At 41.2% G+C, this 15293-nt stretch carries 13 protein-coding genes; 3 read left to right on the top strand and 10 right to left on the bottom strand.

The genetic code is table 11. From position 1 onward, the window contains the following. Positions 1-25: 25 nt before the first annotated feature. From AQ505_RS05410 to AQ505_RS05365, 10 genes are all read right to left on the bottom strand, one after another. Positions 26-1177 (bottom strand): 1-deoxy-D-xylulose-5-phosphate reductoisomerase, encoded by a 1152-nt coding sequence (locus AQ505_RS05410; RefSeq protein WP_062547240.1) that lies wholly within the window; start codon positions 1175-1177, stop codon positions 26-28. Continuing rightward, complete coding sequence (locus tag AQ505_RS05405) at positions 1174-2706, bottom strand: GH3 auxin-responsive promoter family protein (RefSeq protein ID WP_062547239.1); 1533 nt, start codon at positions 2704-2706, stop codon at positions 1174-1176. The genes AQ505_RS05410 and AQ505_RS05405 overlap by 4 nt, the downstream gene beginning before the upstream one ends. Positions 2707-2714: 8 nt before the next feature. Continuing rightward, entirely contained in the window at positions 2715-3593 is an 879-nt protein-coding gene (locus AQ505_RS05400; RefSeq protein ID WP_062547238.1) for a hypothetical protein, read from the bottom strand. Continuing rightward, entirely contained in the window at positions 3590-4558 is a 969-nt protein-coding gene (locus tag AQ505_RS05395; protein WP_062547237.1) for a glycosyltransferase, read from the bottom strand. Before AQ505_RS05395 ends, AQ505_RS05400 begins: the two co-directional genes overlap by 4 nt. A gap of 3 nt (positions 4559-4561) precedes the next feature. Then, a complete protein-coding gene (locus AQ505_RS05390) occupies positions 4562-5515 on the bottom strand; it encodes a glycosyltransferase family 2 protein (protein ID WP_062547236.1) in 954 nt (317 codons plus the stop codon). 99 nt (positions 5516-5614) lie between these two features. Beyond that, positions 5615-6157, bottom strand: a complete 543-nt coding sequence (locus AQ505_RS05385; RefSeq protein ID WP_062547235.1) for a DUF4199 domain-containing protein — start codon at positions 6155-6157, stop codon at positions 5615-5617. A gap of 11 nt (positions 6158-6168) precedes the next feature. Next, the gene (locus AQ505_RS05380) at positions 6169-6840 is read right to left on the bottom strand and encodes a hypothetical protein (RefSeq protein WP_062547234.1); all 672 of its coding nucleotides are present in this window, start codon (positions 6838-6840) and stop codon (positions 6169-6171) included. After that, positions 6833-8092, bottom strand: a complete 1260-nt coding sequence (locus tag AQ505_RS05375; RefSeq protein WP_062547233.1) for a dihydroorotase — start codon at positions 8090-8092, stop codon at positions 6833-6835. The genes AQ505_RS05380 and AQ505_RS05375 overlap by 8 nt, the downstream gene beginning before the upstream one ends. Next, positions 8089-10137, bottom strand: coding sequence for a vWA domain-containing protein (locus AQ505_RS05370; RefSeq protein WP_062547232.1), 2049 nt, complete (start codon positions 10135-10137; stop codon positions 8089-8091). Before AQ505_RS05370 ends, AQ505_RS05375 begins: the two co-directional genes overlap by 4 nt. A 21-nt stretch (positions 10138-10158) precedes the next feature. Continuing rightward, entirely contained in the window at positions 10159-11736 is a 1578-nt protein-coding gene (locus AQ505_RS05365; RefSeq protein WP_062547231.1) for a L,D-transpeptidase family protein, read from the bottom strand. A gap of 293 nt (positions 11737-12029) precedes the next feature. Here AQ505_RS05365 and hisG point away from each other — a divergent pair, with 293 nt between their 5' ends. Genes hisG through hisC form a run of 3 tightly spaced genes read left to right on the top strand, consistent with a single transcriptional unit; the run spans position 12030 to position 15240 of the window. Further along, positions 12030-12881 carry an ATP phosphoribosyltransferase gene (gene hisG, locus AQ505_RS05360; RefSeq protein WP_062547230.1) on the top strand — a complete coding sequence of 284 codons (852 nt, stop codon included), beginning with the start codon at positions 12030-12032 and terminating at the stop codon, positions 12879-12881. Between the two features lie 23 nt (positions 12882-12904). Beyond that, the gene (gene hisD / locus AQ505_RS05355) at positions 12905-14191 is read left to right on the top strand and encodes a histidinol dehydrogenase (RefSeq protein ID WP_062547229.1); all 1287 of its coding nucleotides are present in this window, start codon (positions 12905-12907) and stop codon (positions 14189-14191) included. 2 nt (positions 14192-14193) lie between these two features. Next, positions 14194-15240, top strand: a complete 1047-nt coding sequence (gene hisC / locus AQ505_RS05350; protein WP_062547228.1) for a histidinol-phosphate transaminase — start codon at positions 14194-14196, stop codon at positions 15238-15240. Positions 15241-15293 lie beyond the last annotated feature (53 nt).

Raw genomic sequence — 15293 nt, 5'->3', positions numbered from 1 at the left:
TGTTTTAATTTTGATTCGTTAATTCTTATTTTGTTACTAGTTGATTCGCAAATATACGCGTATGCTGATCCGTTTCCAGATAATTCTCCAGCCCTGGTGCCTCGATAAATGCAATCCCTTCCATACATTTTTCGATCACCTCACTCATCTCCAAGAAGCCAATTTTATCTTGTAAAAACGCGTTTACTACCACCTCATTGGCCGCATTAATGATACATGGCATATTCCCTCCTTTTCTCAAAGCAGTATAAGCCAGGTCAAGATTTCTAAAGGTTTCGTTATCCGCCGGATAAAAGGTCAGTTCCGGGTACTCCAGAAAGTTAAAACGCTTAAAATCGGTACTTATTCTTTCCGGGTAAGCTAAAGCGTAATGAATTGGCAATTTCATGTCGGGGACGCCCATTTGCGCCTTCATCGAACCATCCTTAAATTGCGCAATAGAATGAACTATCGACTGTGGGTGTACGATGACATCAATCTGATCGGCTTCCAGGTCGAATAACCACTTTGCTTCAATCACTTCCAATCCTTTGTTCATTAAAGAAGCAGAATCTATGGTGATTTTGGCACCCATCACCCAATTCGGATGTTTTAAGGCTTGTGTTTTAGTTACATTGGCTAGAAACTCGCGGTCTTTCCCTCTGAAAGGACCACCAGAAGCAGTCAGGTAAATCTTTTCCAGGGCTTCATTTCCTTCACCTACCAGGCATTGGAAAATCGCCGAATGCTCTGAATCGACAGGAATGATTTTTACCCCTTGTTTTTTCGCTAAACTGGTAATCAAATCACCAGCCACTACTAAAGTTTCTTTATTGGCCAGGGCGATGTCTTTTCCGGCTTCAATCGCAGCGATCGTTGGCTTTAAACCTGCAGAACCTACCACAGCAGTCAGTACCACATCTACTCCCGCTAAAGCCGCAGCTTCACATAAAGCAGCTTCACCCGCCAATACCCTGATTGAAGTTCCCGCCAAGGCAGTTTTCAACGTCAGATACTGACTTTCATCACCAATAACAACAAGCTCAGGCGCAAATATTAAAGCCTGACTGATTAGTAAACTGGCATTGCATTGAGCGCTTAACGCTAACACCTTATATAGTCCAGGATTTGCCTGCACTACCTCCAAGGCTTGAGTGCCTACAGATCCTGTAGACCCTAATATTGATATGTTCTTCAATTAAATTCTCCCTGTTCTTCGTCTGTCTGACGAATTGTAAAACTACTTAAAACCTCTGCAATCTTCCTGTCATTTGATAAACGGGGTACTTTATTCTGTCCACCCAGCTTACCTTCCGCCCTCATATAGTTCACAAAAGCGTCTTTTTGAAGGGAACGAATGATTAAAGGTTGCAATATTTTACCCTCAATGAGGTCAAAATAGTAAATATTCTTCTTTTGTAAGGCCTGATCTACCTTTTTACTGAAGGTCAGCAGGTCTTTTGGCGCAGCCGAGAACTCCACAAACCACTCATGGTAAGGCAATTCTCCATGTGGGGTATTCACTTGTGGCGCCACCGTAAATTCGGTGATACCTACCCCCTCTTCATTGGCCACGGTTAAAAGTGCATGCTCCACCTCTTCGCCGATCACATGTTCTCCGAAAGCCGAAATAAAATGTTTGATCCTGCCCGTTACCATGATCTTGTAAGGGTCTTTGGAAACAAATTTAACGGTATCGCCGATGCTGTATCCCCATAAACCAGCATTGGTATTCAGGATTAAAGCGTAATTTTTTTCCAGCTCCACCTCTCCCAAGCTCAAACGCGTCGGGTTTTCATTATAATATTCATCGGCCGGCACGAACTCATAAAAGATTCCTGCTTTCGCTAATAATAGCAAACTTTTATCTTTCTGACTATCCTGATAAGCAATAAACCCTTCTGAAGCAGGATAAGTTTCGATCGCATCAATTTTTCTGCCGATGCTTTCTTCGATTTTTGAGCGGTAAGGCTCGTAATTCACTCCCCCATACACGAAAAGACTGAAATCTGGGAAAATATCTTTGATCTTTTTACCACCGGATTTCTCCTGCAGCTTGTCAAAATACATCTGTACCCATGGCGGGATGCCAGAGATCAGCGTCATATTTTCCTGAATAGTTTCTTTTACGATCGCATCCACTTTCTCTTCCCAATCTTCAATACAATTGGTTTCATAAGAAGGGAGCCTGTTTTTCTGTAGGTATTTAGGAACAAGGTGTGCGACAATGCCCGACAAGCGACCTACATTGATGCCGTTTTTCCTGGTCATCACCGGACTGCCTTGCAAAAAGATCATCTTTCCATTGATGAACTCTACCTTACCCGTTTCATGGATATACGTTAATAAAGCATTTCTTGCCGCCTTGATGTGCTCAGGCATCGAATCCTTAGAAATCGGAATGTATTTTACGCCAGAAGTAGTGCCTGATGTTTTCGCGAAATACTGTGGTTTACCTTTCCACATCACATCGGATTCGCCGGCCACTACCCGATCAATATAAGGCCTTAAAGCCTCGTAATCTCTTAAAGGAACCTGTTTTTTAAAATCTTCATAGTTACGGATTTCCCCGAAACCATGGTCTTTACCGAAAGCCGTATTTTTTGAGGAATCAATGAGCTGTGCAAGAATGGTCTGCTGCGCAGAAACTGCATTTTTTTTCCATTTATTGATGCCCCTGACTACCAGTGCCGCAAACGGTTTACTTAATGCCGCTTTTAATCCCATAACATTTCTTAAACGATGTTGTGTAAAATATCAGGATGTTCATCTCCTTTATATTCTTTAACCATTCGGCGATACGCCACAGTCACTAAAGCTGTGGAGAATGGCACCACAATAAAGGAACTGAAAATAGCTGTAAATAAAGAAACGTAAGAGTAAATCTCGTAGTTAAAAATCAAGCTGATCAATTGAAAACCACTCACCACTACGATATAGAAAAATCCGAATACAATCGCCTGAATCAGCACAAAACCTCCGAAAATAAACAGCAATTTAATGAAGTTCCCCTTGGTGGTGGCTAAACTTAGCTTAATCGACTCGAAAGGATGCACATGTTTATCGATGATAAAGAAAGGAAAAAAAATAATCCTGATGAAGGTAAAGAAAATGCTGAGGATCGCAATCGCGACTGCAATATTGACAATTACTTTACCCGCAGCGGTGAAATTGCCGATGAAACCCTGGGTCACTGCAAACTTTAAAATCAAGTCTAAAACGTACAATACTGGCAATAGCAGGATGCCTACCAGGAAAATACTGATTCCAAAATACACGGTACCTACCAGGAAACGAATGATTTCTGTTCTGGTGGGTAAGGTTTCAATAATTTGAATGTCTTTATCGTCTTCCTTATCCAGCAGACGGAAAATGTATTTCAACAAGGAAAGGTTAACGATACAATACAATAACACGAAGATCAGCAGCATCACTACCCTTACGCCAGTTGGGAGTTCTCCCATAAAGAAGGCCATAAAAGTAGAAGTGGAAACGGTTATAAAAACCAGGAAACACAAGGTGGCAATAGAAAAATAATTGTCGCGCGTAACGATCCAGGCCTGCATAATCACATCCTTCACCGTAAACGTACTCTCCTTTAAAAAATTTATCATGGTTGTTTAAATACTACACGCTTAAAAAAATCCTGCATAAAACCCAACCCATAAGCAGTTAGTTGAATGAATGATGCAATGATACTAAAAAATGCAACTTTTAAAGATTTGTTGACTTGCCAGGAATGAAAAAAGATCATCGCAAAGTACAGCAATAGTATAAAGTTACAGATAAAGGCTAATGGTGGCCAAACGAAATTCATCAATATCGTAAAGATCACACCACAGGTAAAAACTGCAGGAAAGAAATGGACCAATTTCAGTTCCGAAGGGAAATGCTTGTAAATGTTGATTCTTGCCCTGCCAAAAAAATGGAGCTGTTTATAAAATTGCCCGAAGCTGGTTCTTCGCTTATGAAAAACTTTGGCTGCAGGAATGAGCCCGATCTTAAAGCCATTTTCATGGATTCGGATGCTGTACTCAATGTCTTCTCCTAAACGCGTCAGGATAAAACCGCCAACTTTTTCCCATACCGTTCTGGAAACCCCCATATTGAAGCTTCTAGGATGGAATTGGCCAATGTGTTTCTTGTTTCCTCTGATACCTCCAGTAGTAAATGGAGAAGTCATGGCATAGCTGATCGCTTTCTGAACTGGCGTAAAAGTCTCATGTGCCGCATCCGGACCGCCATAGGCATCCAGATGGTGCTCAAAAAGATAGTCTTTTACTGTTTCCAGGTAATCCTCAGGAATCAGACAATCAGAATCGAAGATGACGAAATAATCACCTTTGGCACGTTCAAAACCGTAGTTTCTAGCGAAACCTTGTCCGGCATTAGGCTTAAAAAAATACTTAATGTCCAGTTTATTCTCGTATTTCGCCACAATGGCTTTCGCATCATTGGTAGAGCCATCCTCGATCACCAGCACCTCAAACTGAAGGTAGGTCTGCTTTGTTAAGGTACCCAGCAGTTCATCTATTTCCTGCGGACGATTATATAGCGGGATAATTATAGAAAAAAACATGGCTTAAAGTATCTCCTTTTCAATCAGATAAGCATTTCTTTCCGGTGCATTCCTGGTCACCAGTTCTGCCACAAATCCCGTAAGGAACAGCTGAGAACCTAAAATAATGGCCACTAATGAAATGTAAAACAAAGGCTGGTCGGTGATTTCCCTTTTATAAGGAATCAGCATTGCGATATGATATAATTTTACCCCGATCATCCAAAGCGCCATGATGGTTCCCAAAAGGAAGCTCAACACCCCTAATGAACCAAAAAAGTGCATGGGTCTTTTACCAAACTTGCCTACAAAAAAGATCGACAATAAATCCAGGAAGCCATTTACAAACCTGCTCAGTCCGAATTTAGTGACGCCGTATTTCCTTGCTCTGTGTTCTACCACCTGCTCACCGATCTTTTTGAAACCTGCCCATTTTGCAATTACAGGGATATAACGGTGCATTTCTCCGTAAACTTCGATGGTTTTCACCACCTCTTTACGGTAGGCTTTTAAGCCACAGTTGAAATCATTCAGCTGAATTCCAGACATTTTTCTGGTCGCCGCATTGAATAATTTAGTAGGAATAGTTTTTGAAATCGGATCGTAACGCTTTTTCTTCCATCCGGAGATGATGTCCAGCTTTTCTTCTTTGATCCTACGGAATAGTTCCGGAATCTCATCAGGGCTATCCTGTAAATCTGCATCCATGGTGATGATGACATCACCCTGTGCTGCTTCAAAAGCAACATTCAGCGCCGCTGATTTACCATAATTCCTCCTGAATTTAATGCCTTTTACCGCATTAAACTGAGTTTTCAATTCTTCAATCACTGCCCAGGAAGTATCGGTACTCCCATCATCAACAAACAGGATTTCGTAAGAGAAGTTATTCGCTTCCATCACCTTAGCAATCCAGGAAGTTAACTCCGGAAGAGACTCGTCTTCATTATATAAAGGAACTACAATAGAAATATCCATGACTTAATAACGTGCTAAAAAAAAGCAACGTGCAAATTTCATCAAATAAAATGATAAAACTGCACGTTGTGTATTTATAAATACATAGGTTAAATTACTTTAATCTACGTCAAAGGGTCTTTCCTTCTTGAAAACTGCGGCGCCAATTAAGCTCGCTACCAAACCTATTATGGTATAAGTCATCGCGGTTCCAAAACCAACAAAAAGTCCCATATAAGGGCGCATCATTTCTACACCTTTCACTTTTTGCTCATCACCATCCGCTTGCTCAATTGCAGCAGCAAGCAATTCATCGGTAGCAGATTTATCTACAAAATAATAGATCACCTGTACCAGAAAAAGCAATAATCCAGCGTAAGCAGCCACTTTAAATCCAGCAGAAAATCCGCGGTTAAAGGTCATGTAATCCCCCAATTCCTTTTTATGGTTCGCTTGTACATAGACAATCGCTAAAAAGAAAGGCACATAAGACAACAGCTGACTTACTACTTTAGAAGCGGTAGACAAATGCGTATTTGCCGGACTGATGTTCAGAAATTTAAACACAAAAATGAGTACAAAAAAGTATAGAGCGAAAGCAATAGCTGCCTGAAAAGCCAGTTTATTAGGCTTCTTCTCTAACTCAATTAAGTTTTGGTGCATATATAAAGGTTTTAGTTTTTGTTAAAATTAGCAATTAACGTATAAACTGCAACATCAAATTCTTTATTAGGGCTATATTCCTGTAAATCTTTGATCACCTCTTCACTTACTTTCGGCTGGTGGAAGAAACACATGAAAGGTATAAATAATTCTTCCATTTCTTCGCCTAAATCGATCATACCTACATGGCTGCAAATATCTTCTACACTACTTTCTACCAGGTTTTGGTTGGTAATTAAATCTTCATAGATATGGAATTCGTCCTGGAACTCATCCTCTTCTACCAATAAAAATTCTTTCAGGAAGTCGCCCAATTCTGGCTTAATGCGCTCATCATGGCATTCATTGATGTACAACAACAGGTTTAAAAGCTCTGTGCCTCTATCGATGGTCTCTTCTTCAATATCCGCCCACTCATCAGTTTCCAGGTAATCTTCTTCTAATTTTTTCACATCATTAGCGAAGAAATTAATCATCAATAAATCGAAGAAAACTTCTCTCAACTGCTCAAATGCAGGGTATTCGTTGAATACTTCGTCAAATTCTTCCACTTTTTCCAGGAAGCCAAGATCTTTACTGAATACTTCGATCAACCCCTCTTCTAATTTGATGGAATCTATTCCAGAAACCTCAGCAAATTTATCTAACGACGCAATTAGCGCTGTTCTAACATGATTATCCATATTGTAATTGTTTGTTGTTATATACCAGTTGAACTTTTCCGGTTAATTTCTTATTTAAAAGCGGTGAATTCGCTGATTTTGATTGATTATTTGTCGTATTGTATTCCCATTCCAATGTTGGATGATACACCGTGAAATTGGCGATCTCGTTTTCTGCGATCACTGGAACTGCAAGGTTTAACAATTTGCGGGGGTTGATAGAAAGTTTTTCTGCAATTTGTGTGGCATCCAATCCGGCTTTCAGCATCAATGGAAGCACAGTTTGCAAGGCGATGATGCCATAAGCGGCAATTTCAAACTCTACTGCTTTAAATTCTATTTCCTGCGGACGGTGCTGCGAACACACGGCATCAATAGTACCATCTTTCAGGCCGTTGATCAATGCCCTTACATCTGATTTACCACGCAATGGCGGTTTCACTTTGTAATTGCTGTCGAAATCATTCAAAAGCTCTTCTGTAAATACTAAATGGTGCGCAGCCACATCACAGCTGATTTTTAAGCCGTCTTTTTTAGCCTTTTTAATCAGGGCTACCGAACCGGCAGTGGAGATATTGCTGATGTGTAACGGGGCTTCATGGTAGGCAGCCAGGAAAATATCCCTGCTGATGTGCATCTCTTCGGCTAATGCCGGAACACCTTTCATGCCCAGCAATACACTAGTTTTACTTTCATTGATCTGCGATTTTCCGGAGATCGATTTATTTTCCGGGTGCACCATCATCAGGCCGTTAAAGCCTTTGATATATTGCAAAGCACGGCTCATAAATCCATCGTCAGCAATTGCTTTATTACCATCAGAGAAGGCCACGGCACCTGACTGCTGCATATCGTACATCTCTGCTAATTCTTTTCCTTCCAGATCCTGGCTCACTGCCCCTACAGGCAATACATCTACCAGGTTTCCTTTGGCTTTGTTGATGATATAAGCAACTTCACCTTTAGAATGAACAATCGGTCTGGTATGCGGTAAAACGGCCAGTCCGGTGAAACCACCAGCCATAGCGGCACGTGTTCCTGTTTCAATATCCTCTTTAGTTTCAAATCCAGGATCTCCAATGGAGCAGTTCAGGTCAAAGAAACCTGGCGATAAAATGGCACCTGCTCCGTCAAAAACTTCTTCCTTGCCGGAAGACTGCAAGTTACTGCCAATGGCGGTAATTTTGCCCTGTTCTACACGTACATCACAAGTTTTTTGATGGAACTGGCTGTTTGGGTCGGCAATGGTTACCCCAGTGATGAGAAGATTCATGGTTTTTGTATGTTTTTTGTTTTATTAAAAAATCGGATCAATAGTATTTCGATGGCTAAAAACACAACAGCCAAAATTAGGCAAAGTTTCCATAACTCTATACTGCTATTTTTTGCTTCTATATTTAACGATAAGGCATCTTTCTCAGAATTATGTACCGAGATCTGCTGTCCTGCAAATAAATCTTTCAGGTTTTGATCCCTGGCATAACGCATATCTGATTCTCGTCGGTTGTCATTAAAGGCCAATACGGCCAATACAGAATCTGTTCTTTTCAGGTCGTAAAAGCCTGGTTTTTTCAGCTGATCAGCGATATAGAGCAAGGTTTTTCCAGGAGTTTGTCGGATTTCAGGGATGATTTCTGTGCCATCTGTTGATTTTAGAACCAGCGATTGATTAGCGCTAACACTCGTTTTCTGCTGCTCCAGCAAGTCATCTTTTCCAGCTGTATAATACATAGGCTGTTCTTTCGCACTGCTAAAAGCCACTTTAAAAAGCAGCGGTACAAACACTGGATGTCTGGATAAATTTCCATCTTCGGGTCTCAGCGTGCTGGCCGATAAATATATTTTTCCTGCTCCGGCAGGGTATCTTGCAAAAAGACTTTGGCTCAATGGCAATTGCAGGATGCTTTCTTTCCCTGCGGTATTTCTTTCCAGATAGCTGAAATACCTATTCACTATCGGCAGGTCCATATTTGCAGGAATCTGATCAAACACGTCTTTAAACAAGGGGTCTTTGAGTTCGATGCTGCTGCTAACCGGTTTCCCTGTTTTTAATTCTTGTACAACAGGCAGGGATAAGGCCGTTAAAAATGGCGTATAAACTGCCGCACCTGCATCAAGATCTGGGAAAATCACCAGGGAACCTCCATTTTGCACATAGCTTTTCAGCTGCTGTGCCAATCCGGAAGAAGGTTGCTTCAATCCATTCAGCACAATCAGACTGTATTCCGGGAAAGTTGAATAGTTGATATTTGCCTCTGCCATTTCCCTCAGTTTGAAATAAGGATCGGCAGCAAACAGTGATTTTAAGAATTGCTGAGTAGGGTCGCCAGAAATGGTCAAAACCTTCATTTCGCTATTCACGCGAAAGCTGAAATTCAGCTCATCATCAAAAGTGATGGGGAAATCTTTAATGCTCAACACTCCTTTTTGCCATCCTTTCTCCAGACCGCCAAAAGAAAGGGTGTCTTTCACAGATTTACCAGCAGGGACATTAAGGTTACTAATGGCTTTTTGCTGTTGGTTGATCGTTAATTTTAAAGGGATATCGGCTGCATCTTCCGCTCCATAATTATGCAGCTGCACCACTAATTGCTCCGCTTGCTTGGGCTGATGAACCGGAGATAAGCTCCATACACTATCTACCGCGATATTTGGAAGTGCATTGGCTTTTAAACTGATGAAAGAATAGCGGATGCTGGAATCAGATTTGATCTTTTCAGTTCCAACAAAGTTCTGCTGAAAATCAGACAGCAGGTAAACCAAATGATTTTTTCTGGAATCGCCTTCCTGCTGTAGTCTGTTGACCACTTGCTGCATTGTTCTGCTGGCCGGTGATATTTTCAGTTCTTCCAGCATTTGGATAAACGCTTCTTTATTTAATTTGCGCTGATGTTTGCCTTCAAAATCATTGGTCAGCAATTGAAACTGATCATTCAGCTGATAAGCATTGGCAATTTCTTTCGCTTTGCGCTTCGCTTCGTCCAGCAAATTCCCTTCCTTGTTTACCGTTTCCATACTGTAGGAATTGTCGATATACACACTGATCAGGTTCCCTTTATCAGGATCTGCGCCTGTTTCCAATGGGATATATGGCCTTGCAAAAGCAAACACGAGGAACATCACCGCAAGGATCCTGCAGGCCAATACCAATAAATGCTGAAGTTTATCCCTGGAAGAATTCTGCTCTTTCGCTTCTTTAAGAAACTGTACATTACTGAAATATACCTTCTTAAATTTCCTAAAATTAAATAAGTGAATTACAATAGGAATGGCTATTGCCAGCAGTGCGAAAAGAAAACCTGGGTATAGGAAATTCATTAAAAACCAAAGGTAGAACTTTTACATGAATTTCCTCATAGCTGACCATAAAGTTTCATCTAATCCGTACACATCGGCTCTATATTGCATTGAACCGTTCTGTGACCAGGCTGTAATGTAATTTATAATCAGTGGAACCTGCTTCTTGGTACCAAACCAGGTTGGTTTTAGCTTGAACAAATTCACCGTATCTGCTTTCTTTGCCAGTTTTTTGCGGTACAGCTCCATTTTTGTGGTATCTAAAGGCGGAAGGTTCACTTCCATCCTCAGCTGATCGTAACGGTTTTTATCCTTCACCAGGTTCTGGGCAAACTCCAGAGGTTTTTCTACGCGCACACAGCCATGACTGATGGCACGATTGGCCTTTGCGAAACCACTTTTATTGTTGGTATCGTGCAGGTAAATGCTGGAACCATTGTCGAAGATAAACTTAAACTTACCCAAAGCATTTCCATCTCCAGAGCCCTGTTTAAACTGATAAGGCAATTTCTCTCTGGAATAGTTGCTCCATTGAATGGTATCCGGCTCTCCGATCAATTTACCATTGCGGTACACATTGATATTGCTGTTAGATAAATAATAAGGATCTTTTCTGGCCATCCAATAGATTTCATTTCTGGCGATGCTCACCGGAATGTTCCAGATTGGGTTTACCTGAATAGAATTCAGCTTACTATATAAGATTGGTGTTTCGTGGTTTTTAGGCTTATCATCCAGATTGCCACTTTTCGCATATTTGGCCATTTTCTCTGCGTATCCTTCTTCTCTCTTTCCACCTACACAGACTTTCATGTGCGTCAAAGTATCTTCTTTGCTAAACCAGGTCAGTGAAAAATCAGGAATATTAACCTCCACGTATTCCGTCCCCATCTCGGGTAACTTCCACCTCAAACGTTCCATATTGACCAGAATCGCTTTCGCCTGGTCACTTTTCCCTAAACCAGCGACTTTTAAATCTGCCAATTTGCGCTGCAAGGCAATATATTGTTTAGAATCCGGCTGAATTTCTTTCAGTAAACCTTGAATATCCGCAGTTGCCAATACCTTAGAGATACTCGCACTGTCCGGGCGTTTCACCGCCACATAATAACGGGAGAACAATTTACGTGGGTTTACACTGCCATAGGCGACAAAATTATCGTACTTGGTTAAGCTCTCTGCTGCATTTAATTCTAAATCAGCAATGACAGGATAAACATCCTGGATATTTTTGAACTTGTTAAGGGATAAAGCCTGTAATGATTTTTTCAGTTCCTCCAGTCGGAAGAGTGATGGGTTGTAGCCATGCGCATCCACTCTCGCGATGTAAGCAGTTAGCGTATCTAATCCACCGTTAATGAAAAACTGAGTCACCAGACGCGGCTCTTCATTGTGGCTTGCATAAAAGTATTTTATGGTATTCGGGTTTGTCAATTTCCCTTTTAAGGCATCAAATTGTTGCTTAAACACTACATTATACTCCGCAGTATCAAAATCTTTATAAAGTTTACGATCAAAATGTTTCGACAGCACCAAACCAATCTCTGGCGTATCTTTAAACCAAGAACAACCATTTAAAAGCAAACAAACCGGGATTAAGAAGAACAGTATTTTTTTCAATGTGGTATTTTTTTTACAAAACTAGACGTTAATTGTCATTATCAAACTCCTTTGGGCAAATTAAATGCCATATATATTTTGTTTTTTGCTTTCAATCTATATATTTGCAGTTCCACAACATGCTAAACATTGTTGATTAAGGACTTAAAAAGAATTATGAACCAAATTTTGAACCATCATTTACATTTGCACCATCGCCTGTCGGCGATGTATATGTAATGTTTTGTACTTCAAAACTTGTTTCCGAAATATCTTCTTGTCTAATATTCAATAATTTCAACCTAGCATACTAATTGAAAACACTTAAAATAGCTATCCAGAAATCTGGTAGATTAAACGAAAAATCAGTAGAGATTCTTAAAAATTGTGGTTTATCATTCGAAAACTACAAAAGTTCCCTTATATCCACCGTTACTAATTTCCCTTTAGAGATTCTTTTCCTGAGAGATGACGACATTCCAGAATATGTTCAGGATGGCATTGCCGATATCGGTATTGTTGGAGAAAACGTAATCGTAGAATCCGGTGCTGATGTGACTTATCTTCAACGCTTAGGTTTTGGTAAATGCACGTTAAAAATCGCTATTCCTAATGAAAGCAGAATCACCGAGATCGCGCAATTAGAAGGTAAAGCCATCGCCACTTCTTACCCGGTAATTTTAGAAAAATACCTGAAAGACAACCATGTCAATGCAGAAGTAAGAACCATTTCCGGTTCGGTAGAAATTGGTCCTGGCTTAGGATTGAGTGATGCCATCTGTGACATTGTATCTACTGGCGGAACGCTAAAGAGCAACGGTTTAAAACCATTCTCAGAAGTGATGAAATCTGAAGCCATCCTGATTGGCAGCAAAGGATCTGAATTGCTTCCTGAAGTACAGGAGCTATTACAAAGAATCCTTTCGGTATTGCGCGCCAAAGAAACCAAATATGTGGTACTGAACGTGGCAAAGACCAACCTGAAGAAAGTGGTTGATTTATTACCAGGCGTAAAAAGTCCAACGGTGGTGCCTTTGTTTGATGAAGAATGGGTGGCTGTTCATTCTGTAATTGCGGAACACGATTTCTGGGAAAAGATCAACAGCCTGAAAGCTGCCGGCGCCCAGGGAATTGTGGTTATGCCAATTGAGAAAATCATCGCTTAAGTTTCACCTAAAAAAACAAGACATTGAAAACCTATAGTTATAAAGAGTTGACTGAGCAGGAGATCAAAAATCTCTGTTTAAGACAACTGGAAGACGATAGTAGTATCCTGGATCGTGTCACTCAGATTATTGAGCAGGTAAAAACACGTGGAGATGCTGCTTTGGTAGATTATGCACAGCAATTTGATCAGGTAGCCCTAAAAGAATTATTTCTTTCAGAAGCCGAGATTGAAAGTATTGCTGCGACTATTCCTGCAGCAGAAAAAGCAGCGATTGATACTGCTTATGCAAATATCCATGCTTTTCACGCCGCACAGGCCCATACGGAAAACAAACTGGAAACCATGCCCGGCGTCAGCTGCTGGCGGGAATCCAGACCCATCTCTCGCGTAGGCTTATACATTCCTGGCGGATCTGCAGTATTGCCCAGCACTTTTTTGATGCTCGGTATCCCGGCTGTATTGGCAGGATGTAAAGAAATTGTGGTGTGCTCCCCTCCTCAGAAAGACGGAAAAACAAATTGTTTCCTTGCTTACTGTGCCCTGAAGCTGGGCATCAAAAAGATATATATGATTGGCGGTGCACAAGCTGTTGCCGCAATGGCTTACGGAACAGCAAGCGTTCCGAAAGTATACAAGATTTTCGGACCGGGAAACCGTTATGTGACTCAGGCTAAACAACTGATCCAGTCCAGCAGCATGACGGCAATAGACATGCCTGCGGGTCCTTCAGAGGTTTTAGTGATTGCCGATGAGACCGCTAATCCAGCATTTATTGCCTCCGATTTATTGGCTCAGGCAGAACATGGTGCCGACAGTCAGGCGATTTTAGTGGCTACTTCTCCGGAAATTATTGCCGAAACGCTAAAACAAATCGAAGCCCAGATTGCTGTACTTCCTAGAAAAGACGTTACCGCAAAAGCGATCGCCAATTCTTATGCAGTATTAGTAGACGACCTGGAACAAGCCATGGAATTTAGCAATGAATATGCTCCGGAGCACCTGATCTTAGCTACCGCTCAATTTGAGCAGCTGATCCCGCTGATTGAGAATGCAGGTTCTGTATTTTTAGGCAACCTGACTCCGGAAAGTGCCGGCGACTATGCCTCGGGCACCAACCATACCCTACCTACCAGCGGCTTCGCCAAAGCCTACTCTGGCGTATCTCTGGATTCTTTTATCAAAAAAATCACTTTTCAGCACATCACGGAACAAGGTTTAACCAATATTGGCAATACCGTTGAGGTGTTGGCCGCTGCAGAAGGTCTGCAAGCTCACAAAAATGCAATCACTATTCGTTTAAAATCATAAAGATGGATATCAATAACCTCCAAAGAGAAAACATCAAAAATCTGAAACCATATTCTACTGCTAGAGATGAATATAAAGGACAGGCCAGTGTATTTTTAGATGCTAATGAGAACGGATACGGTTCTCCGTTAGATGTTAATTTTAACAGATACCCGGATCCATTGCAACTGGATCTTAAAGATGCCATCAGCAAAATCAAAGGTGTACCAATTGAAAATACCTTCCTTGGGAATGGCAGCGATGAAGCGATAGACTTATTGTTCCGCGCTTTCTGCGAACCTGGAAAAGACAATGTGATCATCCTTCCTCCTACTTATGGCATGTATGAAGTTTCTGCAGGCATCAACAATGTAGAAGCCAGAAAAGTGAACCTCCTGCCAAACTTTCAGCTGGATCTGGAGAAAATCGCTGAAGCAATCGATGAGAATACGAAGCTGATTTTCATTTGTTCTCCAAATAACCCAACAGGAAATTCCATTATCCGCACCGATATTGAAACGGTCCTGGCTAATTTCAACGGATTAGTGATCATTGACGAAGCTTATATTAACTACGCCAAACAACGCACTTTTATCCAGGAGCTGACGGAATACCCGAACCTGGTGATCCTGCAAACATTCTCTAAAGCATGGGGTCTTGCCGCATTGCGTTTGGGAATGGCATTTGCTGCCCGCCCAGTCATCGATATTCTGAATAAAGTGAAACCTCCTTACAACATCAATCAGGCTACACAAGACCTGGCATTGAAAGCTTTGGAAAACATCGCACAGGTCAATGAATGGATCAAAATCACCGTTACAGAAAGAGAAAACCTGAGCGAAGAGCTGATCAACCTGCCAATCGTTAAAAAAGTTCATGCTTCTGATGCCAATTTCATACTCATTGAAGTGATCGATGCCTTGAAAACTTATGACGCTTTGGTAAACCAGGGCATCATCGTCAGAGACCGCTCTAAAGTAACCTTATGTGAAGGCTGCTTAAGAATCACAATAGGAACCCCACAAGAAAACGAAATCCTCTTAAACGCTTTGAAAGCGCTGAACTCATAAAACATGAAACCTTTTTTTAATGGCTTCATAACCATTGAAAAACAATAACATTC

The organism is Pedobacter sp. PACM 27299 (assembly GCF_001412655.1).
In the GTDB taxonomy this organism is placed as follows: Bacteria; Bacteroidota; Bacteroidia; order Sphingobacteriales; family Sphingobacteriaceae; genus Pedobacter.
This window is presented reverse-complemented; position numbering and strand designations above follow the sequence as displayed.